Annotated in this window: 26 protein-coding genes; 17 read left to right on the forward strand and 9 right to left on the reverse strand. The window is 37.9% G+C overall.

The window, feature by feature from the left end; genetic code table 11:
* Positions 1-233 precede the first annotated feature (233 nt).
* Complete coding sequence (locus tag G8761_RS01705; RefSeq protein WP_166023013.1) at positions 234-947, reverse strand: AlbA family DNA-binding domain-containing protein; 714 nt, start codon at positions 945-947, stop codon at positions 234-236.
* Between the two features lie 291 nt (positions 948-1238).
* Here G8761_RS01705 and G8761_RS01710 point away from each other — a divergent pair, with 291 nt between their 5' ends.
* The 3 genes from G8761_RS01710 (at position 1239) to G8761_RS01720 (ending at position 3517) form a co-directional block, all read left to right on the forward strand.
* Complete coding sequence (locus tag G8761_RS01710; protein ID WP_166023015.1) at positions 1239-1628, forward strand: hypothetical protein; 390 nt, start codon at positions 1239-1241, stop codon at positions 1626-1628.
* A 17-nt stretch (positions 1629-1645) separates the two neighbouring features.
* Positions 1646-2575, forward strand: coding sequence for a CobW family GTP-binding protein (locus G8761_RS01715; protein WP_166023017.1), 930 nt, complete (start codon positions 1646-1648; stop codon positions 2573-2575).
* Positions 2576-2692: 117 nt separating this feature from the next.
* Complete coding sequence (locus tag G8761_RS01720) at positions 2693-3517, forward strand: hypothetical protein (RefSeq protein ID WP_166023019.1); 825 nt, start codon at positions 2693-2695, stop codon at positions 3515-3517.
* 39 nt (positions 3518-3556) lie between these two features.
* Here the strand turns inward: G8761_RS01720 and G8761_RS01725 are convergent, their stop codons facing one another.
* Positions 3557-3802: a DNA alkylation repair protein gene (locus tag G8761_RS01725; RefSeq protein ID WP_166023021.1), complete on the reverse strand. Its 246-nt coding sequence runs from the start codon at positions 3800-3802 to the stop codon at positions 3557-3559.
* Between the two features lie 107 nt (positions 3803-3909).
* Between G8761_RS01725 and G8761_RS01730 the strand changes: the two genes are divergently transcribed.
* Together G8761_RS01730 and G8761_RS01735 are read left to right on the forward strand one after the other, a co-directional pair.
* Positions 3910-4167, forward strand: a complete 258-nt coding sequence (locus G8761_RS01730) for a hypothetical protein (protein ID WP_166023024.1) — start codon at positions 3910-3912, stop codon at positions 4165-4167.
* Between the two features lie 383 nt (positions 4168-4550).
* On the forward strand, positions 4551-5288 hold the full coding sequence (locus tag G8761_RS01735) for a CAP domain-containing protein (protein WP_166023026.1): 738 nt from the start codon (positions 4551-4553) through the stop codon (positions 5286-5288).
* Positions 5289-5335: 47 nt separating this feature from the next.
* Here G8761_RS01735 and G8761_RS01740 read toward each other — a convergent pair whose 3' ends face one another.
* From G8761_RS01740 to G8761_RS01760, 5 genes are all read right to left on the reverse strand, one after another.
* Positions 5336-5887, reverse strand: a complete 552-nt coding sequence (locus G8761_RS01740) for a hypothetical protein (RefSeq protein ID WP_166023028.1) — start codon at positions 5885-5887, stop codon at positions 5336-5338.
* Positions 5888-5907: 20 nt separating this feature from the next.
* Positions 5908-6372, reverse strand: a complete 465-nt coding sequence (locus tag G8761_RS01745; RefSeq protein ID WP_166023029.1) for an Hsp20/alpha crystallin family protein — start codon at positions 6370-6372, stop codon at positions 5908-5910.
* 77 nt (positions 6373-6449) lie between these two features.
* A complete protein-coding gene (locus G8761_RS01750; protein WP_166023032.1) occupies positions 6450-6935 on the reverse strand; it encodes an Hsp20/alpha crystallin family protein in 486 nt (161 codons plus the stop codon).
* A gap of 27 nt (positions 6936-6962) precedes the next feature.
* On the reverse strand, positions 6963-7205 hold the full coding sequence (locus G8761_RS01755; RefSeq protein ID WP_027321560.1) for a spore germination protein: 243 nt from the start codon (positions 7203-7205) through the stop codon (positions 6963-6965).
* Between the two features lie 15 nt (positions 7206-7220).
* The gene (locus tag G8761_RS01760) at positions 7221-7463 is read right to left on the reverse strand and encodes a spore germination protein (protein ID WP_166023322.1); all 243 of its coding nucleotides are present in this window, start codon (positions 7461-7463) and stop codon (positions 7221-7223) included.
* Positions 7464-7730: 267 nt separating this feature from the next.
* Between G8761_RS01760 and G8761_RS01765 the strand changes: the two genes are divergently transcribed.
* From G8761_RS01765 to G8761_RS01785, 5 genes are all read left to right on the forward strand, one after another.
* Positions 7731-8504 (forward strand): SDR family oxidoreductase, encoded by a 774-nt coding sequence (locus G8761_RS01765; protein ID WP_166023034.1) that lies wholly within the window; start codon positions 7731-7733, stop codon positions 8502-8504.
* Positions 8505-8575: 71 nt separating this feature from the next.
* Positions 8576-10072: an HD domain-containing phosphohydrolase gene (locus tag G8761_RS01770; protein WP_166023036.1), complete on the forward strand. Its 1497-nt coding sequence runs from the start codon at positions 8576-8578 to the stop codon at positions 10070-10072.
* 130 nt (positions 10073-10202) lie between these two features.
* A complete protein-coding gene (locus tag G8761_RS01775; RefSeq protein WP_166023038.1) occupies positions 10203-11600 on the forward strand; it encodes an alkaline phosphatase in 1398 nt (465 codons plus the stop codon).
* Positions 11601-12085: 485 nt separating this feature from the next.
* Complete coding sequence (locus G8761_RS01780; protein WP_166023040.1) at positions 12086-12235, forward strand: YflJ family protein; 150 nt, start codon at positions 12086-12088, stop codon at positions 12233-12235.
* Positions 12236-12395: 160 nt separating this feature from the next.
* Positions 12396-12548, forward strand: coding sequence for a hypothetical protein (locus G8761_RS01785; protein WP_166023042.1), 153 nt, complete (start codon positions 12396-12398; stop codon positions 12546-12548).
* 118 nt (positions 12549-12666) lie between these two features.
* Here the strand turns inward: G8761_RS01785 and G8761_RS01790 are convergent, their stop codons facing one another.
* Complete coding sequence (locus tag G8761_RS01790; RefSeq protein ID WP_166023044.1) at positions 12667-13233, reverse strand: GNAT family N-acetyltransferase; 567 nt, start codon at positions 13231-13233, stop codon at positions 12667-12669.
* A 328-nt stretch (positions 13234-13561) separates the two neighbouring features.
* The gene (locus tag G8761_RS01795; protein WP_166023046.1) at positions 13562-14689 is read right to left on the reverse strand and encodes an amidohydrolase; all 1128 of its coding nucleotides are present in this window, start codon (positions 14687-14689) and stop codon (positions 13562-13564) included.
* A 193-nt stretch (positions 14690-14882) separates the two neighbouring features.
* Here G8761_RS01795 and G8761_RS01800 point away from each other — a divergent pair, with 193 nt between their 5' ends.
* From G8761_RS01800 to dapF, 7 genes are all read left to right on the forward strand, one after another.
* On the forward strand, positions 14883-15083 hold the full coding sequence (locus G8761_RS01800) for a PLD nuclease N-terminal domain-containing protein (RefSeq protein WP_166023324.1): 201 nt from the start codon (positions 14883-14885) through the stop codon (positions 15081-15083).
* Positions 15083-16030, forward strand: a complete 948-nt coding sequence (locus tag G8761_RS01805) for an ABC transporter ATP-binding protein (RefSeq protein ID WP_166023047.1) — start codon at positions 15083-15085, stop codon at positions 16028-16030. Before G8761_RS01800 ends, G8761_RS01805 begins: the two co-directional genes overlap by 1 nt.
* Positions 15987-16769 carry an ABC transporter permease gene (locus tag G8761_RS01810; RefSeq protein ID WP_243449860.1) on the forward strand — a complete coding sequence of 261 codons (783 nt, stop codon included), beginning with the start codon at positions 15987-15989 and terminating at the stop codon, positions 16767-16769. The genes G8761_RS01805 and G8761_RS01810 overlap by 44 nt, the downstream gene beginning before the upstream one ends.
* Positions 16770-16852: 83 nt before the next feature.
* Positions 16853-17716 (forward strand): patatin-like phospholipase family protein, encoded by an 864-nt coding sequence (locus G8761_RS01815; protein ID WP_166023049.1) that lies wholly within the window; start codon positions 16853-16855, stop codon positions 17714-17716.
* A 119-nt stretch (positions 17717-17835) separates the two neighbouring features.
* Positions 17836-18624, forward strand: coding sequence for a hypothetical protein (locus G8761_RS01820; RefSeq protein ID WP_166023051.1), 789 nt, complete (start codon positions 17836-17838; stop codon positions 18622-18624).
* Positions 18625-18721: 97 nt separating this feature from the next.
* The gene (locus tag G8761_RS01825) at positions 18722-19966 is read left to right on the forward strand and encodes an EAL and HDOD domain-containing protein (RefSeq protein WP_166023053.1); all 1245 of its coding nucleotides are present in this window, start codon (positions 18722-18724) and stop codon (positions 19964-19966) included.
* 328 nt (positions 19967-20294) lie between these two features.
* Entirely contained in the window at positions 20295-21278 is a 984-nt protein-coding gene (gene dapF, locus G8761_RS01830) for a diaminopimelate epimerase (protein WP_166023055.1), read from the forward strand.
* Positions 21279-21299 lie beyond the last annotated feature (21 nt).

Here is a 21299-nt window from a genome sequence, read left to right on the forward strand (position 1 = left end):
GAAGGCTTCGTCAGCAATATCATCGCACGAAGGAAAAGCACTAGCTTTTCCGAGCAAGTCCTAGTCAGGCGAAAGGCACAGGACAAGGAAAGCTACGTCAGCTTTGCCTCGCACGAAGAAAAAGCATAGCTTTTTCGAGGATGTGCCGTTTTGAGCGTGATAAGAAAAACTAGTGTATCCCTCAAAAAAGACTTGGAGAATGCCAAGTCTTTCTAATAGTAAAAGCCATATTTTTAAACTGTTGAAATTAAATCCAGATATTGCAGTATTCTAATTTTCTTCTGTTCAATAAGCTCTTTTAAAAAAAGAATATATTCTGCTCCTGTTTGCTTGGCAAGCTCCTCGTAAAGCTCTCTTAATTGTTCTAAATGATCCTTTAGAGTAAAATCATTTACACCTGATCCGCCAGACTGTACTTTCCTTAGGACTATTTCTATTAGTTTTTCATTTGTTGCCTCAACGGTTTTGGTTCCTTGGCGAACATAAATAGCACCATATCTTAGCTCGTTTTTACTAAGTACTGATGTATAGGGAACATATTTAGGGTCATATTCAATAAGGAGTGACTGAAACCTTTTATTTTTCAGTAAAGGGGGGCCGTTATGGATAAAGTGATAATCTTCAGTCCTAAATTTCAAATTCTTAGGCAGAAGACGTTCAAGTTTATTATCAACGTCTGCTTTGTCCATATACTCTTCATCACTTAAACCATTCAGCAGGATAGAGCCGTCATCTGTCTGGCTCACCCCAAAAATAATACAGCCTCCACCGGAATTAGCAATAGCAAGCATGTGTTTCGCAAGTTTGGTAAATTCAATCCACTTCATCTTAAAGTCGAGAAAATCAGATTCACCCGTATTGTTAAAGAGGATTTCGGCAAATGAATCATGTGTGGGATTAGACATAAACCGTGGCAGTGAAGGAGGATTTACATTTTCATATAGCATGATGAAAATCCCTTTCTGAATAGCTTTAGTATATTATAAGAAAATGTACGGGGACTGTTAATCCAAAAAACAAAAATTGCCCTAATATTTTTGTATTGGAATTTTATTTAGTATAATATCTTTTACCCATTTTTAAAGCGAATTCAGTTCCTGCTAATCATCAGTTCTCAATTGTTTGTATGGAACTAAAAAATGAATTAAAATTATCTTTTAGGATGTTAGAAAAGGGCATAAGCTAAAAAAGGATGATTTAAGATTCAATGAACAAAATAAACCGGGTGGGGTGACAAGATGAAGCAAATTGTTGATTTTGACAGCCAGCTTAAAGATAAAATCCTTCTCCTGGAAAATGAATGCCAAAAAATATGCGAAAAATATAAAGCTATATATTTTGAAAAGTTTCAGCTAGGGAAAGGTCTTTTGGTTGATGTAATAAGAATCCGCAAAGGGAAATCTGCTGATCAAGACGATCTCTTTGAAGAGGATTATGAATCCTTTATCGAAATAGGCCTGGAACATGAGGGGGAGTATTACCCCGATGGATATATTCCGCTGTGGAAATGTAAAAGTGAATGGCTTCAAATGACCGGATACCTTACAAACAGGAGTCTTTCACAAATAGAAGCCACTGTCTCAGCCCTTCTGACAGAAATGCTGGAAGATAGCAGGCAGGAAGAATAGGGAAGGAATTAATCGAAATGAAAACAGAAGTATACATTTTGTCTGGCTTTCTTGGAAGCGGGAAAACTACCTTATTAAAACGGCTCCTCGAAAATGAACATAAAGTCGGCCGCAAAGTAGCTGTAATGATGAATGAGCTGGGAGCAGTCTCAATCGATTCTGAAGCAGTAGATGAAGATGTTGCATTAAAAGAATTACTTGGAGGATGCATTTGCTGTACAATCCAAGATAAATTAGAGGGACAGATGCAGGGGCTTCTAATGAATGAAAAACCAGAAGTTATTTATATTGAAACTACCGGGGCTGCTCATCCTATTGAGGTTCTTGATTCTGTGCTGTCTCCTTTGTTTGCTGAGAAGCTAAACGTAAAAGGAATTATTACAACTGTAGATGGGTCAAGATGGCTGAATCGTAAATCAATGAGTCCACAGCTTCAGCAACTTTTGCTGGAGCAGGTAAGGCACGCTGATTTTGTTATTATTAATAAAATGGATGAATTAACAGATTCCCAGCAGGCCTCCATCACCTATAAAATTCAAAGTATTAACCCGGCCTCACAATGCCTGCTTACAACCCATTCCAAGGTTCCTGTTGAGCAATTAAAGAAGCTGCAGCTTTCTGCAAGAAGGTCGGATGTTATTCCGGTGACTCAGAAGGATTTAAAACTATCTACTTTTGTTTATCAATTCAAATCTGCTATAAACCAGGATGAATTCGAACAATTTTTACGAGGTTTACCAGATTCCATTTACCGAATCAAAGGTTACATTAAATTTCCCTATTCCGATAAACCGTATCTTTTTCAGTTTTCTTATGGAATGCCACTTTATATGAAGGAATATATTAATATCCCACTAAACCTGGTTTTTATAGGCGAAGGAATAGACTGGGAGAAAATAGAGGAGCAATTGGCACAACTTGGGGGTATTTCTCCCAAAAATAAGTGATGAAAAGAACTCCGTAACGACGGGGTTTTTCTTTTTACCATTTTAAAATGCATGTCTGAGTTCACCTTAGGTAAAACTTTTATAGATAAATAAAAAAAGCGAATTAAGGTGAAGAAAATGAAAAGGATTTATATCCCTTTAATCTTATCTGGTTTTATCTTTTTCACTTTTCCTGGAATAGGAGATGCAGGGGAAAAGAAACAAGAAAAAGGGATATTGATGAAATGGGAAGAAGCAAATCAGACATTGCCCCGGTATTCCAAATTCACTGTTATTGATATGAATACAGGAAAGAAGTTTCGAGTTCAGAGGCGGGCAGGAAGCCGTCATGCAGATGTCCAGCCATTGTCTGCAAAGGACACAAAAATTATGAAAGGTATTTATGACGGTAAGTGGAGCTGGAAGAGAAGGGCCATTTTTATACCTTATAAAGGTAAACGAATTGCAGCATCTATGCACGGAATGCCTCATGGGGCTGGAGCACTCCAGAATAATTTTCCCGGCCATTTTTGCATTCATTTTTATGGGAGTACGACACATCGATCTAATTTTATGGATTTATCACATCAATTAATGATTCTTAAGGCAGCTGGAAAATTAAAGAGCCATATCGCGAAACAGGGGCCCTATGAAGTGATATCTGCCTTTATTGCGGGAATAAAGCAGCATGATAGTGACATTGTTTCTTTAACATCTTTACAGGATTTGAAATGGAATAGTGTTTTTGATGAGATTGAAAATATTCGGATATCAGGAATGCCTCTTCTTCCCGAAGAGGATATCAAAGAGCAGATCATCCTTACGGTTCCCATTACCCTTGATATGCAGCTTAGGGGCAAGGGGGCAGAAAAATTCCAGGGGGAAATAAATGTTGTTCGATTAGTCCCATATGATTCCTGGAAAGTTGATTCTTCCTTTTTAAAAGAGGAAATTTTAAAATAAACACCTCCCAGACGGTTATCCGGGAGGTGTTTTAGATTATTACATTTGCTGCTCGCCAAATTTAATAAACGTTCGTTCATCTTCAACTAACCCACAGACCCCACATTGTACCTTTAATTCAGGCCCTTTATAGGGAATATGAAAAGGATCTAGATCATTTTGGGAATATTCCTGAACTATTTCTCCCGAATTTGGGTCCATCTTTACTGGATGTGGAAGCTGCTGGATTAAATTAAATCTGCTCCGATTCGTTTTGCAATTGGGACAGCGGTAAGGTGTAGACATATAAATCTCCTTCCAAATAAAAGATTAATATGTATTTTTTGCAATTCTGCTGCAAAATATGTAAAAATGCTAGAAGGCAAAGCAGAGAGAAACAGAGGTGAACATTGGTGGATTTTGATAAACTATTGAAGTATTACCGCTCGATTTGGAATAACAGGCTTCTAGAGGGAATGGAAGGCAGTGAAGCTATTTTGAAGGAAGCGATTAAAAGGGAGCTCCTCGATGAAAACTCTCATCCCCGAGTTCGAAAGGGAAAGTACGAGAAATATTATTTAGCTTCAAAAAGAATACTCGACTCCTCTATAGGAGTTGAAGAAAAGGTTGCCCTTATCAGGATGCATAATGAAGTAATGGAAGAACTCTAACAGTGTAAGTTTTTTATTATAATCTATATTTCAATTTTAAGCTTTTTCTAAAACCGAGCCTTTTAATAAAAATATTAAGTAAAAAACGTTACAGAAATGAAAAATTAGTTATAAACCCGGTTATCATAAAAACCTGTCAACCCTTTATTCATGATAATTTATGGAAGGTGTGAAAATACCTTCCTTTTTGTTTGGAAATGAACAAATTATTTAAAAACAGTTCAACATTCGAATCTACTGGATAATTTGAGTGAAAACTTCAAGAAAGATACTTCTAAATATCTCTTAAAAAATTCATTTCCTTTTCCTTCCTAAAATATTACAAAAAAGCTATGGTAAGCTAGTAGCGAAAAAGAGAAACGCAAGCAGGGGAGGAAAAAGAGATGAAAAAGAAAGCATTAATCGGAACAGCAGCAACTGCAGCTTTATTGGCTGCCAGCCCGGGAATTCACAAGGCAGATGCGGCTGCAAATAACCTCACAGCAACGAAGGAAAAAGTATACTACTATCAATCTTCCAATTTTAATAATAACGATATAAATAGCTTTTTAGAAAAGTTTATCAAAGAACAAGGTATCCAGTGGAGTTTCAATGATACTCCTATAAAGCAGTCAGTACCTCGGCAGGCCAACCAGATTAAAGTACCTGCACCGGCAAAACAAGAAGTTTCAGTCCAAAAGCCAGGCACAAACAAAACTGCTGCACCAGCTCAGCCGGTACCAGCAGTACAAACTTCCAGCCAGCTTAGTGCCTATGAGCAAAAAGTTGTCGATTTAACGAATCAGGAAAGGGCCAAGAATGGTCTGCCAGCACTTAAAGTTGATCTTGCATTAAGCAAAATGGCAAGAGATAAGTCAAAGGATATGCAGGCAAATCATTACTTTGATCATACTAGCCCAACTTACGGGTCACCTTTTGATATGATGAAAAAGTATGGTATTTCTTATACTTCTGCTGGTGAAAATATCGCAATGGGGCAAAAAACTCCTGAAGAGGTAGTGAATGCCTGGATGAACAGTGAAGGACATCGAAGAAATATATTAAACTCTAATTTCACAAATATTGGTGTTGGATATGTAGCCAAGGGTAACTATTGGACACAAGAGTTCATTGGGAAGTAATTCCAATTTACAAAAAGGCAAAGTGCAGAAATCCAGCACTTTGCCTTTTATTCTTTCCGTGGCCGAAAGTTTATCTTTGAAGATGATTCGTCAGTATTTTGTGGTTTGCTATCTGGGTTATCTTTTAATTTGCTATCTGGTTCATTTTCTGAGCCATTTTCTGATTTGCTCTCCAGCTTTTTCTTAAATATTTTTGCTGCCTCTTTTGAAATATCCCCTTCATAACTCGTTCCGATATTCAGCTTTCCAGTGAGTTCTTTTATTCCTAGCTGTCCGAAATTATTAGCATAATCAAGCTTTTCAATGATAATTTTATCTACATTTATATTATCAATCTTAATGGATGGCATTTCATCTGGAGGAGCGGCAGAAGGGGGTGGCTTTATTGGTGTGTAATGCTGCCACTTTTCATGCATTGCTGATTTTAATAGAATTTCAATAGCAATCATTTTCTTCTCAATATCTGGAAGCTTTTCAAGTCCAGTCATTTTCTTTTCAATTTCAGAGATTTTTTCTATGGTATTCATTTTCTTTTCGATATCCGACAGCTTTTCGAGTAATTTTTTTTGAGATGGAAGAAAGCGGAAAGGAAATCGCATAACTACCTCTATTCTGGTGTTTATTCACCAAATGAAATGGGGATATCCTCCATATCTTCCTTGTTAATTGGAACAATTAATTTGAAAATTCCTTTATCAAGTTCCGTATGAATTTGTTCTTTCAAGATAGGATACGGGAGATTGATTTTTTTCTCGAATTTACGGCTTGGTCTTTCTTTCATAAAGTACCTGAGATTTTGTTCAAGTGAAACGAATTCACCAGATAGTGTCAGAGTTTGCTCCTGGATAGAGAGCTGAAAATCCTCTTTTTTTAATCCTGGCATTTCAGCAATTAAGATGAGGTAATTGTCTTTTTCAAATAAGTCACATTTAGGCAAAATATCCTGGCTGTTGAAGCCATGAGCAGATTTAGTCCGGTTAATGGGGTTACTGCCTGTTTTTTCATCAAACACAGATTTCCAGAAGTCATCCGATTGGTATTGCTGGGCGAGATCAAGCCATTTTTTTAACTTATCCATTTCCATTTAAAAACCACCTCTTAAGATGATTTGCTAATCTATCTTATTTTTAGAATCTAAAAAAATGCAAAAAAAATTGATGTTTATAAAATTTCATTAACATCAATTTCTGAAAACTGCATATCGATATTTTTTGGGAGTTTTATTTCAAGTGTTCCATCTTTAAAATTGGCAGAGGAGCCTTTTTTCCTGACTATCGCAGGCAGAGGAATCGTATGCTTATCATCAAATTCAGGGATATGTTCGATTATGAGCTGGTTGGTCGTATGATACAGCTTGAGCTGTTTTATCCATTCCTCATTTTTAAGAGGGATTCTGACAAAAACAAAATCATGTGTTTCAAACGAAGAAGAGTTTAGGGCACCAGGTGCAGATGCAGCTGCCGGCTGCTGCTGGCCAGAGAAATTCATTCCTGAGAAAAGATCCTGTGGGTTCGTCATCCCCCTCATATTTCCCGGAAGCATTTTTTCAAGAAGATTATTGACATAAGAATCAATTTCATCCGGCTTCATTTGGCCCATCATGTTTTTTATATCTTTATTAAAAGGGAAGATATTCCACGGAAACATCTTATTGGTCTCCTTTCAGATCTAAAACTAAAATTGGTTTGAAATCGGTGAAGAGGGGTTCGCAATTTGATCCTGATCACTTATATCAAAGTCTCCAACTCCGTTAGTCGAAAACTGGCCAGTAGGCGACAGGTCTCCAAATCCTAAATTTGCACCAACCCACTTGGAATTGGCGGTATGGCTGTTATGGACAGCAGGGCCCAGGGAAATGTTTGCATTATTATTAATAGCGTTCGTTTTGATGTTGAAAATATTAATCTGAAAAGGCATTGGATTCAATCCTTTTTACATTTGATTTGAATTGACATTGGCCGGATTTGCGATATCACCCATATCGTTAACGTCCGGATCAATAAATACATTTTCCATGGCTGCAGTAGGGGGAGCGTAGTCTCCGTAGGATGAATTTTGGCCTTGAGATTTCGAATTTGCTGTATGTGCGTTATGAAGAGCTTCGCCAATATTAATAGAACCATTGTTGGAGACACTGTTAATTTTCAGGCTGAAAATATTGATAACAGTTTGCATCCCTTCACATCCTTTTTTTGGATCAAAATTAGATGATCCCAATTTCTGTTCTTGCGTCTGACCATAAGCTAATTGGCCAGACAGGCGGTTTGCCCTTTTCATAACTTTATATCCCATACTATGCAATGACACGCCCATCCGTTATAAAAACTTCTTTCCTTAAAAGTCAGGAAAACAAAACCATTAGGATATCGTTAATATTTGCATTAAAGTAAATAACTTTTTACTATAAAGGAAAGAAAATAAAGAGGATTTGAGGTATTTAATGTGAGCAGAACCGCTTTTATTACGGGAGGAGCATCCGGAATAGGTAAAATGACAGCTTATCTTTTAGCTGAAAAAGGGTTTTCGGTTGCCATCAATTACAGAAACAGCGGGAATAAAGCAAGGACACTGGCAAAGGAATTAAGTGGAAAATTCGGCATTAAAGCGACTATACATAAAGGTGACATTTCAAAACCGGAGGATTGCGAAAGGTTAGTCCGGGAGGTACTTTCCATATATTCTTGTATAGATGTTCTTATCCATAATGCAGGCCCCTATATCCACGAAAGAAAAAAAATGGCAGAATATACGGCAGAGGAATGGAATTATTTATTGCATGGGAATTTATCTTCTGTCTTTTTATTAACAAAAAGCCTGCTGCCTGGAATGAAAGAAAGGGGATGGGGACGAATCATTACAATGGGATTTGACAGAGCTGAGACCGCACCAGGCTGGACTTATCGCTCGGTATTCGCGGCAGCTAAAGCTGGACTTGTCTCACTTACAAAATCAATTGCTTTGGAAGAAGCAGAGTTTGGCATAACCGCTAACATGGTTTGTCCTGGTGATATCATTAATGAGTGGAAGGAAAAGAGGATTGCTGACGCCTGCGAAGATAAAGAAATGGCTGCACCTGTGGGACGTACAGGGACAGGTGAGGACGTTGCGAGAGTCATAGCATTCTTAACAGATGACCAATCAGGTTTTATCACGGGCAGTGTTATTCCTGTAACAGGCGGGGCTGATGTTTTAGGGAAGATACATCGGGTGGAATAAACTCAACTATTCAACGGCTGCTTTTAATGGTAAAATTGAAAAAAATTCTCAAATTAATCAGTAGGAGTAATATGAAGGAATATAGACAGTTTATCCAGCGTTTAATTTTAAATTATATAGTTGGTTCCTTTTTGGCTGTTTTTGTTGCTGGGGGAATTCCAATGTTTATGAGTATAAATATAAATCATACAGAAAGCCTGCTTTTGATAGCTATTATTGCGGGATCGTTGACCGTTATGGCTGTATGCGAATTTTTATTTTTTATGAAACAAAGAAATCCCATAAAGAAGGCTTTTGACAATCATTTTAAAAATCCAAAATTGACGCAAAGTGCATATTACCAGCTTTTGAAATTTCCTGAATTAACAGCCAAAAGAATAATGGGGCCTCATCTTTTTGGATTTTCTGTTCCCGCCGCCTCCATTTCACTTTTGCTTATTTATAATGGGTTATTAAACTTTTCCTATATTTATGTTGTTTATGCCTCGGCAGCTTCATTAATTATAGCCTCTATGCATGCGTTAATAGAATACTTTTTAACCATTAAAGCGATTCAGCCAGTTATCTTATTTTTAAATCAAAATGTCTCTTTGCCTGTTCTACCTTTAAAATCTCAAATCAGGGTTCCCATCAATATAAAACTTGGAACTGCTATTGTATTAATAGGAATATTCCCGGTAATTTTGTTTCTTCTTTCTGCCCAGGTGAAAATTCAGCAGGTAAGCGGAATGAATCCCTCTGTTTTTTGGAAATGGGCCGGTGTTGTTCTGATCATAACGATTGGATACTCGATTTTAATTTCTAGAATTATGGCAAAAGATATTGAAAAACCAATTCTACAGCTTCAGCAAATGATGGGTGAAGTTGAAAAACAAAATTACATCCACATGGAGAATGTCTATACGGATGAGTTTTCCGACTTATTTAATGGTTTTAATAAAATGATTCATGAGCTGGAAAAACATGATGCTAAAAATAAAATGATGCTCGAAAGTTTTTTAATGGTTCTTTCGGCAGCCTTAGATGCAAGAGATAAATATACATCAGGACATTCAGTTAGGGTTGCGGATTTTTCAAAAGGAATAGGCATCAAAATAGATTTACCAAAGGACTCAATTGAAGCTCTATATAAAACTGCCTTACTGCACGATATAGGAAAAATAGGTGTTCCTGACAATGTTCTTCTCAAAGATGGCAGGTTGTCTGATGAAGAGTTTAATTTAATAAAAGCCCACCCTGTAATTGGAGAAAACATTTTAAAGCAAGTTCACCCAATAAGTGAAATTGCTGACTTTCTCCCTGGAGTTCGTTCACATCATGAACGGATGGACGGTAAGGGATATCCTGATGGATTAACAGGTAAGGAGATCCCACTGTTCGGCCGAATTATTGCTGTTGCGGATTCTTTTGATGCAATGACCTCAGATCGCCCTTATCGTAAAGGGATGCCACAGGAGAAAGCCTGCCACATCCTTCATGAGGGGCGCGGCACACAATGGGATGCTAAAATTGTGGATCAGTTTATTGAATTTATTAATGAAAGTATCAACAAAGAAAATGTTAGCTGAATTGTAAAAGGCTGTCCCATAGGGGCAGCCTTTTGGGTTAGGGTGGAATTTCCTTAAAACAATGTCTATGAATGATTATTCTTCATTCAAGGAAACTTATGGGTAAATAATTAAAATTGGAGGAAGGAAAATGCGAAAAATAGTAAAGCGTTTTTTTATTTCCTTACTAATCACTGGAATTACCGTGTTAGCTGGCAGCCCAGCTAACACGGCAAAAGCAGCACCTCGAAATCCACAGCTCCAAAAGCCAAAAAATATTATTTATATGATAGGGGACGGAATGGGCATCGGTCAGCTTGAAATTGGCCGTTTATTCGAATATGGCAAAGAAGGGACTCTGTTTATGCAGACACTTCCTCATGCAGGCCTAGCCAGGACTTATTCTGCCAATAACTTTGTAACCGATTCTGCTGCAGGCGCCACGGCTTTAGCAACTGGCAGAAAAACCAATAACGGGATGATAGGAGTAACACCAGATGGAAAAGAGGTTCCCAGCATCCTTGATCTTTTCAAAAAGGATGGAAAAAAAACAGGAGTCATTTCAACCAGTCTTGTAACAGACGCTACACCAGCAGGATTCACTGCAAGTGTAACCAATAGGTGGAGTGGCCAGCCTGAAATCGCCCGTCAGCAATTAAAAAACCAGGTGGATGTCATTCTTGGCGGCGGAGGTGATTTTTTCGAGCCGAAAAATCAAAACGGTTTAGATCTTGTAAATCAGTATCGCAAAAATGGATACAGTTATGTTACCGATAGAAATCAGCTTGCCAGCGTGAAAGGTGGTAAGGTGCTTGGTTTATTTAATTCTTCCTATATGACTTATATGCAGGACAGGGAAGAGGCAGGAAGCAAGGAGCCTACCTTAAATGAAATGGCCCAGAAAGGTATTGAAACATTATCGGCAGGCAATAAGGGATTTTTCGTAATGATTGAAGGAGCAAGGATTGACCATGCCGCTCATTCTTCCGACATACCAGGAATTTGGCGTGAATTAATAGAATTTGATGAGGCGGTTAAGTATGCAGTTAATTGGGCAGAAAAACGGGGAGATACACTTGTGGTAGTAACTGCTGATCATGAAACAATGGGAGTTTCAGCAGCTGAACCAATAAATATAGAGGCTTATAAAAGAATAAAAGTGTCACCGGAATTTATGGCAAGTAAACTTATATTCGATCCAAATACAGGGGAATTTACTGCCGAAAGTGTTAAAAGTGCTTTTTATCATTATGCCGGCCTTATGATAACAGATAAGGAAGTCAGTGATTTTAATTTAAGAATAAAAGCCAACAAGGGACAAATGTACGCCTCTAAACATGCAGCATGGGAAATTGGAAGCATCATTGCCCAGCACATGAATGCTGGAATAAATAGCAGCAGGATTAGGGCATTAAGCTCCACAGGGGGACACACTGCAAATATGGTTCCTATTTTTGCATTTGGGCCTGGCAGCGAAAGATTTGATGGCGTCTTTAACAATATTGAGATACCAAAAAGAATGGGGCAATTATTGGGATACCAGTTTTAATTATTGAAGGCCGTTATTTCTTGGGGTCCTTTAACGGATTAAGACTTTCAGAGCACTAATAAAACTGTTTTCTAATCCGCAATTTGTTTTTGACTTTGAGCCTTTATATTGCCTGCTTGATTCTTAAAAGCTGTTTTCAGCTAGGCTGTGTTAAAACATATTGTTGATTTTTTATAAATGTTGATTGGAATGAAAGGACATGAGACTCCAGCGGGAATAGCGGGTCAGAGGAGACCCTGCAGGACCGAAGCGACCTCGAGGGGCTAGGCGCTGAGTTTGACAGGCTCCCGAACCGCCCGAGGAAAGAGAGTGTCTTGAAGCGAAAATCAACAGCCAAGTTTAGCAGACACCATTGCAAAAAAATTAACACACAAAAGAAAGAAAACAGTTGTCCACAGTTATTTCTGAGTAGAGCTAAAATTTAAGAATTAATAAAGGTGTTCCCTCATAAAGTGTATGAACATACATTTGAGGGAGTTGACATCATGGCATTTAGAGGCTCGAAAGGCTGGTTTGTTCAAGAATTGAAAAAAATGGGGATTAGTAAACATCCTGTTGAGCGTAAAAAAATAGAGCTTTACAAGACCTATGTAATTAGAAATTTATATTGGGAAATAACAAGTGAAAAGAACTGATTTATAGAAGACCAGGAAGTGATTCCTGGTCTTTCTATTTAGTGTCAACTTTTTTTATACTATGTTCAAATTTTATGAACAATTTGAATAAGAGGAATAAACCATTAGCCAGAGGCAGATAATATATCTAACTAATATATGGTGAAAGGATGAGTGGATTATGAGCCACAGGACAAATCGCATAAATCCCAATCAGACTCAGGTGTTTTTTGAAGATGGCCGGTTTGAAACCCTGACTAATGAAGAGCTTGATGAATTCTTTCTGCAAACAGGCTTGGTTGAAAAGGCAGAAAACCTGGAGCAAAACCTTTAAATACACTACAAAAACAGGCTGGAACAGTGATAGTTCCAGCCTGTTATTTAGCCAATTATCCACAAGTTCAACGACTGCTCTGACCTCACATAGAGGCTCGGCAAACGCCAAGTGTTCTTTATGCTTCTAACAGTTGAGAGTCATCAGCATCTGTATTACTATTTGTATTTCTCATCATAGATAGAGTATATAGATCTTTTGGAATTTCGTATAAATCATATACATCCTCTGATGCATTTAAGCTTTCATAAATAACTTTTCTTGTTTCATTTGCTTTTACAACATACGGAAGTTTTTCAGCAGCTTTAATGGATCGAATATTTACTTTGCGTATCCTCATAAAGACTGTTTCGATACCTAGCTCGTAAAACAGCTCATCAAAAAATGCTTCTTTTGCCGGGCTGTTATACCCTTTGCCATGGTAAGGTTTACCTAGCCACGTACCTAGAAACCCTGCATTATCTTCCATATCATATAGATTGATTGTTCCTATTGGCGCGCCCCATTCATCATGAATCGTGCGGGAAATTAATTCACCGCGTTCTTCTGCTTCAATCGTTTGCTTCGTTACGAAAAGAAATTCATCGTATGAAGCCGCTTTTTGGCGCACAAAAGGGAAGACATCTGGATGCGTCATCAATTCATATAATGCATGGCATTCTGAAAGATCACGTTTTTTTATCATGATTGTCCCTCCAGTTAGGCAGTCCGATTCCACTTAATATGAAGCGGTCCACCTCGAAATTTTTTGTGATATTGCTAAAAAATTTCGGGGTGGGAATCGAACCCACTAGAACCAGAATACCTGGTGGCGCACCATTTGCCTTCCCTATTTCATTTTGTTTTAAAGCTTTAAATCTAAAAAACACCTTCTAGTTTGAATTGGCAGCCAAAAGAAATTTGGCACCTTTTAATAAGAGGTCACTTCAAGTATCATACAAAAAAAAACGCGAAAAATAAATAGTTTTTTTTCTTATTTTTTGTGAAATTTTATGCCAATTTTCAACAATTTACTACACCTGCTGATAAACAATTTTACCTCCGATCATAGTCCATCTCGGCTGAGCTAAATAATGGAAAGGATGATGGCTCCAAAGGACCAGATCCGCTTCCTTTCCTTCTTCAATACTTCCCAGTCTGTCATCAACACGTAAATTTCTGGCAGGATTAATAGTTATGCCTTCTAAGGCTTTTTGCTCAGGAAGTCCTTCGCGAACAGCTATTGCTGCACAGATATTTAAATACTGAATAGGAGTGTAAGGATGATCAGTGGTAATGGAAACCTCGACTCCATTTTCAGACAGTTCCTGATAGGTTTTCCATGTCTTGTTTTTAAGCTCCACCTTTGATCGTCTTGTTAAAGTTGGCCCAACAGATACCTTTAAATTGAATCCTGATAACTCATTTGCTATTAAATGCCCTTCCGTGCAGTGTTCAATCCTTAAGTCCAGATTAAATTCTTCTGCAAGCCGTATAGCTGTTATAATATCATCGGCTCTATGCGCATGGATCCTTACAGGTATTTCTCTCTTTAATGCTTTTATAAGAGGCGAAACTCTTAAATCATCAGGATTATCTGCATTCAAAGCATGATAAAAAGCTTCCCTCAGCATCCCCATAATTCCCATTCGGGTAATAGAAGCATTGTTCCCATTACTGTGAATCCTTTTTGGATTTTCTCCGAGGGCAATCTTTAAGCCCGCCGTTTCTTTAACAATCATTTTTTTTATGTTTTTCCCGTGTGTTTTAATGACAGATGTTGTCCCTCCAATTACATTGGCGCTTCCCGGCATAATATGAACCGTTGTGATTCCGCTTTTAATCGCATCTAAAAATCCTGTATCTAAAGGATATGCACCATCTATAGCTCTAATATGTGGTGTTAAAGGCTCTGCCGTCTCATTTGCATCATTCCCAGCCCAGCCCGTTCCCTCATCATAAAGCCCCAGATGAGTATGAACATCAATAAATCCAGGAAATAAGCAATGGTTACTGCAGTCTATAATCTTAACATCAGTGGAGCTGACCAGATTTTTTCCGACCTTTATTATTTTTCCATTTTCAATTAATACATCGCCGTTCAAAATCAGCTCTGATGTTATAGGATAAACATTTGCATTTTTTAATAATATCTTTGTCATTTTAATTTCTTTCCCCTGACTAGAAACAGTTTTAAATATTTTATCAATTAACTGTTTAGTTGGGAACAAATTACTCAAAGGAAGTTTTTAGAATTTTCGTCAAATCAAACTTTAAAAAAATTTTTCCAGATTACTGAACGAATAATCCAGTTATCCGTCAGATGAGATGAAATGAATACTAGGGGGAAAAATGATGAATCAAATAGAAGGAATAAACATTGCAGTATTAGCTCCGGTTTTAATTATTAATCTCATTTTAATAATTGTGGCTGTTATTGATTTAGTTCGAGTTGAAAACACAAGAGGACCAAAATGGCTTTGGGCACTTATCATTCTCTTTGTTAATTTAATTGGCCCAATTCTCTATTTTATTGTAGGAAGGAGAAACAATTAATGACCCTTGTTGAGGTAAGCGGGCTGAAAAAAAGCTTTCATGGAACAGAGGTTATCAAAGGGCTTGATTTTTCGCTTGAGAGGGGAAAGTGTATCGCTCTTTTAGGGCCAAATGGCGCCGGGAAAACAACCACCTTAAGAATGCTTTCAGGTTTAATGAAACCAACATCCGGTTCTATTTCTTTTTCTAATTATGGAAAAGGGGAGGATATTCGTCACTTGATTGGCTATCTTCCGCAGTTTCCTGTCTATTTTGACTGGATGACTGCAAAAGAATTTCTTCAGTATGTTGGAAGGCTTGCAGGACTAAGCAGCAGGGAAGCAAAGGGAAGAACAATGGAATTGCTGAAAAGAGTAGGTATTGAAGAAGCAACAAATAGAAGGATTGCAAAATTTTCTGGTGGAATGAAGCAAAGACTCGGAATTGCCCAGGCACTAATTCACAGGCCGCTTCTCCTAATGCTGGATGAACCGGTATCCGCGCTGGATCCTTTTGGCAGAAGAGAAGTGCTTGAACTGTTAGAGGAATTGAAAAAAGAAACAACCATCCTTTTCTCCACCCATATCTTAAACGATGCTGAAGAGGTATGTGATAAAATCCTTTTTCTCCACAAGGGCCGCATAGTGGAATCAGGGACAATGGAGGAATTAATGTACCGGTATACGGAAGCGAAAATTGACTTTTCCTTTAATCAAAAAGCCGATAAGTATGAGACATTATTTGCAGCTTCTCCCCTGGTAAATTCTTTTAAAATTCAAGGTGATACGGTAACGGTCGAAGTGACTAATTTGGAAAAAGCAAGGTCGTATTTTCTTAACCGGATAGCAGAGGAAAATTGGTCTTTATCCAAATTCGAAATCAGTTCTATGACACTTGAGGATATCTTTATGAAGGTGGTGGGAAATGATGAGCCAGTGGATAACACTATTACAAAAAGAATTGGTTGAAATGTGGAGAAACTTTAAATGGCTTTGGGTTCCTATTACTTTTATATTATTAGGAGTAAAAGAGCCTCTAACAAGCTATTATATGCAGCCGATTCTGGATGCTTTGGGAGGGCTGCCTAAAGGGGCTGTTATTAAACTCCCTGAGCCATCGGCGGCCGAAGTTCTTGTTGAAGGGCTCAGCTCCTATACTTCAATAGGAGTTTTAATAATTGTATTAACCACCATGGGGATTATTGCTGGCGAGCGAAAGAGCGGGGTTGCCGCAATGATCCTTGTAAAGCCTGTTTCCTTTATCTCCTATGTGACAGCAAAGTGGATGGGAGGACTTATTTTATTGGTTTTCTCCTTTTTTATTGGATACCTGGCAACGTGGTATTACACCGGAATTCTTTTTGAATGGATTTCATTTGGGGACTTTCTCCATTCGTTTTTATTGTATTCCCTTTGGCTTGGCCTTATTTTAACTTTTACTGTCTTTTGCAGCTCTCTGTTTTTGGTTCCTGGGACTGCAGGCTTCATTTCAATTGCCACAGTTTTGATCTATACACTGATTAGCGGGACGTTGACTAAGTGGATGAAATGGAGTCCCTCCATGCTTACGGATTATGCTAACCAGCTTCTAGCAGGTCAATCATTGCCCACTGCAGCAAACCCTGCCGCAGCCATTACAGTCACTGCAACCATTATATTATTGACATTAAGTGTAGTTGTTTTTCGGAAAAAAGAGCTCGCCGCCTGAGAATGCGTTTAATTTTAATTGAAGGCTTAAGTGGACTATAATAGTCTTTATCCGATTGATGTACCATTGAAAGGAAGAGTAAAATGTTAGACGAAACAGGCCTTGTTTTAGAAGGAGGGGGCATGCGCGGCGTTTATACGGCAGGCGTCCTTGAGTTCTTTTTAGAAAATGAAATATTTTTTCCGTATGTAATTGGGGTTTCCGCGGGTGCTTGTAATGCCGCATCCTATCTGTCAGGCCAAAGGGGAAGAAATAAAACAGTAACTGTTGAATATGCTGGCGATCCCCGCTATATTTCCTGGAGAAATTACTTTCGTAACCGCCAATTTTTTGGTATGGATTTTATTTTTGATGAAATTCCAAGCAAACATGTTCCTTATAATTATAATGCTTTTTACGAAAGGCCATCCGAATTTGTAGTAGGGACAACCGATTGCCATACAGGAGAACCTGTTTATTTTGGAAAAAAGGATTACAAAAACGATCTTCTAACCGTTTTAAGGGCTTCCAGTTCCTTGCCGTTTCTAGCACCGGAAATACCTTATCAGAACAGAATGCTGCTTGACGGCGGAATTAGCGATCCCATCCCTGTGAAGAAAGCGATAGAGGATGGGTTTAAGAAAAATGTTGTCATATTGACCCGGAATGAGGGATATCTGAAAAAGCCCTCACGGTTTCATTTCCTCGTTAACAGAAAATATCCTTTATATACAGGATTACAAAAGTCTTTAAGACAGCGTTACAGTATTTATAATGAAACAATGGCTTTTCTCGAGGAAGGAAACAAGAAGGGCAGTGTCTTCCTTATTCGTCCCTCTCTCCCATTGAAAGTAGGAAGAATGGAAAGGGATCCAAAAAAGCTGGAAGAGCTATATTATCAGGGGTACGTGGATGCGGAAAAATCTGCAGAAAAAATGCTTAAATGGATAAATAATCATAGTATGTAAGTTAAGAAAAGGGGAAAGCGAAGCTGGCTTTTCCCTTTTCTTTTTGCTTATTTCTATCATTTTTTTTAATTCTGGTAAATAGAATTGAATAAGAGGATAGATAAGGAGCCATTACAATTATGAAAATCTATGAATATTATCGGGATTCAGCTAATTTAACACTTAATGGCGGCCTTTTAGCGCTTTTTCCTGCAATGTTCATTGTATTGGGAAATATCTTGATTTTACATCAAAAGATATTAATGCTGCTATGTATACCTTTTATTGTCTACAGTGTCTTAAGCTACCAACTCTATCGAAATAAAACAAGGGATGGAAAATCAATAAAAAAGAATATGCTTTCAAAAGGGACGAGCTATCCTCATTTATTTTGTTCCCAGCATTTACTTGTACTTTTTCTGCCGGCCATAACGCCCAGCGTCAAGCTCTTTTATCCTGATGGAAATCTGGCAGGGGAAATATCCCCTATTTCTCGTAAACTATCTGATTTTATGAATTCCACTAGGAGATACATCCTTACTGATCAAAATAGTAGTGTAAGGGGATCTTATCGGGTAAAAAATAATAATTCACTGGTAATTGAAGTTTGGAATGAGATGGGAGAATATGCGGGTAAGTACCAGAAGAGGAAGAGGCCTGGCTTTAAAAAAGTGAAAAAGGAGCTTTTTGAGGGCAATGGCTGCTTTTTAGCGGAGATTAAGGGAGCTGCATTTTTTATGGATGAGCAAATTATAATGCCCGATAATGAAAGTATAGGGCGGTTGAGAAGAGGCTGGATGCCAGTGGAATGGAGCAGTATCTTTCCAGATTCCAACACTCCCGTCCTTACACTTAACCCCAATAAAAACTCAAATATTAATCTTCTTGCCATATCGGTTTTAATTAACGAGTTCTTTATTGAAAGGTAAATTGGTAAGACTTTTGTACTGTGTATTTACATTTTTTGATAAATTTATCATAATAGAGGGAGATAAAATATAAACCTTTTCGGGTGGGGATTTAGGAATGGAAGTCTTTGTTGCAAGGCAGCCAATTTTTACAAAAAAGGAAGAAATCTATGCTTACGAGTTGCTTTACCGAAATAACGAGCTAAATTACTTTCCACAGGTGGATGGTGATAAAGCTACCGCCGATGTTATTATTAATAGCTTTTTAAATATAGGAATTGACCAGCTCTCAAATGGAAAACCTTGTTTTATTAATTTTACGGAAAAATTACTTAAACTTAAGCTTCCAACTTTTTTCCGGCCTCGAGAAATAGTCGTTGAGATTCTTGAAACGGTTGTTCTTGGTCCTGATCTTATAGCCATCTGCCGTGAATTAAAGGATATGGAATATCAGATCGCTCTGGACGATTTTATTTTAAATGAACAAAACCCATATCTAGAAGAACTGTTAAAGTACATAGATATTATAAAAGTAGATTTTCAAAATTCTACTCCTGCAATGAGAAAGAAAATTGAAGCTCTTGCTTGGCGAAAACAGATACAGCTTTTAGCTGAAAAAATAGAAACCCGGGAAGAGTTTACGTCAGCAGTCCACTCCGGTTATCACTATTTTCAGGGGTACTTTTTTTCCAAGCCTGTTATTTTAACAACAAAAGATATCCCGTCCTATTTTCATTCATACTATGAAATTATTAACCATTTATCATCACCTGAGCCCCGAATAGATACGATTACAAAGCTAATTGAAAAGGATATTTCGCTTTCTTATAAGCTTCTTAAACTTATCAATTCTCCGGCTTACAGGCCAAAGCAAAAAATTAATTCAATACGTCAGGCTATTGTGCTTTTAGGATTAATCGAAATCCAAAAATGGATTTATGTACTGGCTGTCAGAGAGACACCCGGAGCAAACCAGGAGCCTTCCAAAGAGATGGTTGCCATGAGTCTAACCAGAGCAAAAATGGGTGAATTAATTGCTGTATATTTACATAACGTGGCAGGAGCTCCATCGTTTTTTATGACAGGAATGTTTTCAATGATGGACTCATTGCTAAACATGCCAATGAACGATGTACTGGTGGACCTTCCTCTTCAGGAGGATATTTGTGAAGCCTTAAAAGGCAAAAATAATGAATTGAAGCTTGTACTTGATCTATCACTGGCAATTGAAAAAGGGGACTGGGAAGCAGCATCACTTTTATGTACTCAGCTAAATATGCCCGAGGACATAGCGTTCCGTTTTTATCAGCAGGCAATGACCTGGTCAAAACAATTAATTGAATTTGAAACTTCACTCATGTAACAGCCGGTTTAAACCGGCTGTTTTTTGGTGGGGAAATGCGTTAGTACAGGGAAAGCATCCCTGTACTGAGGCTCTTCGCGTATCCAGCGCCATAGAGAGTCTTCGAAGAAGCCACCCTTCAGTTCTTCACAAAGCCGCTGGTGGCTGTTCCAAAAAGCTGTTCACGAAGTTATTTAGAGACAGCAGCTTGGCCGCCCGAGGAAAGCGCTTGCGGTGAATGAAATCAAAAGGTAAGTTTACTATAGCCTTATTTTTAAATTGATTAATAAAATAAATTGTGTCATTCTTATGTTATTCTTAATAAAACATGAGTTCGGGGGTTGTGAAAGTGGAATTAGAGATCATTAAATGCCATGGTTCCGGAAATGATTTTTTGATAATAGATGAAATAACAAATAATTATACTTTTTCAGAGATTCAAAGGGCAGAAATAGCAAAAGCGTTGTGCAGCAGAGAAACAGAACTAGGAGCAGACGGTATCTTATACCTGCAAAAAAGCGACCATGCTGATGGTGTAATGAGGGTATTTAACACAGATGGCTCAGAAGCCTCCATGTGCGGAAATGGTCTTCGCTGTGCAGCCCGATATATTTGTGGTCTTCTTGGTAAGAAGGAAGCCATTATTGAAACAATGAAAGCGGATCTCCATGTTAGTGAGCAGGAGAATATTTTTCCGGACGTAACAACCTTTCAGGTGGAAATTTCTCCAGTTTCTTTCTCGTTAAAAGATCTGCCTTTAATCCTGGATCAAGAAACACTTCTAAACGAAAAAGTTTCCGAGTTATCGGAAGAACTTAAATTTACAGCAGTTGCCGTTCCTAATCCGCATTTAATTGCAATGGTAGAGGAAAAACACCTTCAAGGCGACTTTCAAGGAGAACTAAGCAGTAAACTGAATGGTCCAAATAAATGGTTCCCTGACGGAGTAAATGTCAGCTTTGTAAAATCTATTTCTAAAGGAAACATATATGTACGTACCTTTGAAAGAGGTGTTGGCTTTACAAATGCCTGCGGAACAGCCATGTCAGCTTCCACCCTTGTTACCTGCCTTTTAGGGTTAAACAATTTAGAGGAAAAGGTCAATGTTTATAATAATGGGGGGATGGTTCAATGTATTGCCCATAAATACGAGGATGGCTATAAAATAGACCTTATTGGAAATGCCACCTTTATGTATAGAGCTGGAGTAACCATTGATATGGATGACTACTCATTTACAACAGGACCAAAAGCAGATTTTGGTGAACAGGTATCATACGGAAAACTTCAAAGTGAAGTAAAGCAGTTTTTAGATACAAATATGAAGGGATAAGGTCCAGCCTTATCCCTTTTT

This window comes from Neobacillus terrae, from assembly GCF_011393025.1.
Lineage (GTDB): Bacteria > Bacillota > Bacilli > Bacillales > Cytobacillaceae > Neobacillus_A > Neobacillus_A terrae.

Bases quoted from the DNA above. Each gene is read 5' to 3' on its own strand.
- G8761_RS01705 (WP_166023013.1), bottom strand. From the start codon at position 947: ATGCTATATGAAAATGTAAATCCTCCTTCACTGCCACGGTTTATGTCT.
- G8761_RS01710 (WP_166023015.1), top strand. From the start codon at position 1,239: ATGAAGCAAATTGTTGATTTTGACAGCCAGCTTAAAGATAAAATCCTT.
- G8761_RS01715 (WP_166023017.1), top strand. From the start codon at position 1,646: ATGAAAACAGAAGTATACATTTTGTCTGGCTTTCTTGGAAGCGGGAAA.
- G8761_RS01720 (WP_166023019.1), top strand. From the start codon at position 2,693: ATGAAAAGGATTTATATCCCTTTAATCTTATCTGGTTTTATCTTTTTC.
- G8761_RS01725 (WP_166023021.1), bottom strand. From the start codon at position 3,802: ATGTCTACACCTTACCGCTGTCCCAATTGCAAAACGAATCGGAGCAGA.
- G8761_RS01735 (WP_166023026.1), top strand. From the start codon at position 4,551: ATGAAAAAGAAAGCATTAATCGGAACAGCAGCAACTGCAGCTTTATTG.
- G8761_RS01740 (WP_166023028.1), bottom strand. From the start codon at position 5,887: ATGCGATTTCCTTTCCGCTTTCTTCCATCTCAAAAAAAATTACTCGAA.
- G8761_RS01745 (WP_166023029.1), bottom strand. From the start codon at position 6,372: ATGGAAATGGATAAGTTAAAAAAATGGCTTGATCTCGCCCAGCAATAC.
- G8761_RS01750 (WP_166023032.1), bottom strand. From the start codon at position 6,935: ATGTTTCCGTGGAATATCTTCCCTTTTAATAAAGATATAAAAAACATG.
- G8761_RS01755 (WP_027321560.1), bottom strand. From the start codon at position 7,205: ATGCCTTTTCAGATTAATATTTTCAACATCAAAACGAACGCTATTAAT.
- G8761_RS01760 (WP_166023322.1), bottom strand. From the start codon at position 7,463: ATGCAAACTGTTATCAATATTTTCAGCCTGAAAATTAACAGTGTCTCC.
- G8761_RS01770 (WP_166023036.1), top strand. From the start codon at position 8,576: ATGAAGGAATATAGACAGTTTATCCAGCGTTTAATTTTAAATTATATA.
- G8761_RS01775 (WP_166023038.1), top strand. From the start codon at position 10,203: ATGCGAAAAATAGTAAAGCGTTTTTTTATTTCCTTACTAATCACTGGA.
- G8761_RS01780 (WP_166023040.1), top strand. From the start codon at position 12,086: ATGGCATTTAGAGGCTCGAAAGGCTGGTTTGTTCAAGAATTGAAAAAA.
- G8761_RS01785 (WP_166023042.1), top strand. From the start codon at position 12,396: ATGAGCCACAGGACAAATCGCATAAATCCCAATCAGACTCAGGTGTTT.
- G8761_RS01790 (WP_166023044.1), bottom strand. From the start codon at position 13,233: ATGATAAAAAAACGTGATCTTTCAGAATGCCATGCATTATATGAATTG.
- G8761_RS01795 (WP_166023046.1), bottom strand. From the start codon at position 14,689: ATGACAAAGATATTATTAAAAAATGCAAATGTTTATCCTATAACATCA.
- G8761_RS01800 (WP_166023324.1), top strand. From the start codon at position 14,883: ATGAATCAAATAGAAGGAATAAACATTGCAGTATTAGCTCCGGTTTTA.
- G8761_RS01805 (WP_166023047.1), top strand. From the start codon at position 15,083: ATGACCCTTGTTGAGGTAAGCGGGCTGAAAAAAAGCTTTCATGGAACA.
- G8761_RS01810 (WP_243449860.1), top strand. From the start codon at position 15,987: ATGATGAGCCAGTGGATAACACTATTACAAAAAGAATTGGTTGAAATG.
- G8761_RS01815 (WP_166023049.1), top strand. From the start codon at position 16,853: ATGTTAGACGAAACAGGCCTTGTTTTAGAAGGAGGGGGCATGCGCGGC.
- G8761_RS01820 (WP_166023051.1), top strand. From the start codon at position 17,836: ATGAAAATCTATGAATATTATCGGGATTCAGCTAATTTAACACTTAAT.
- G8761_RS01825 (WP_166023053.1), top strand. From the start codon at position 18,722: ATGGAAGTCTTTGTTGCAAGGCAGCCAATTTTTACAAAAAAGGAAGAA.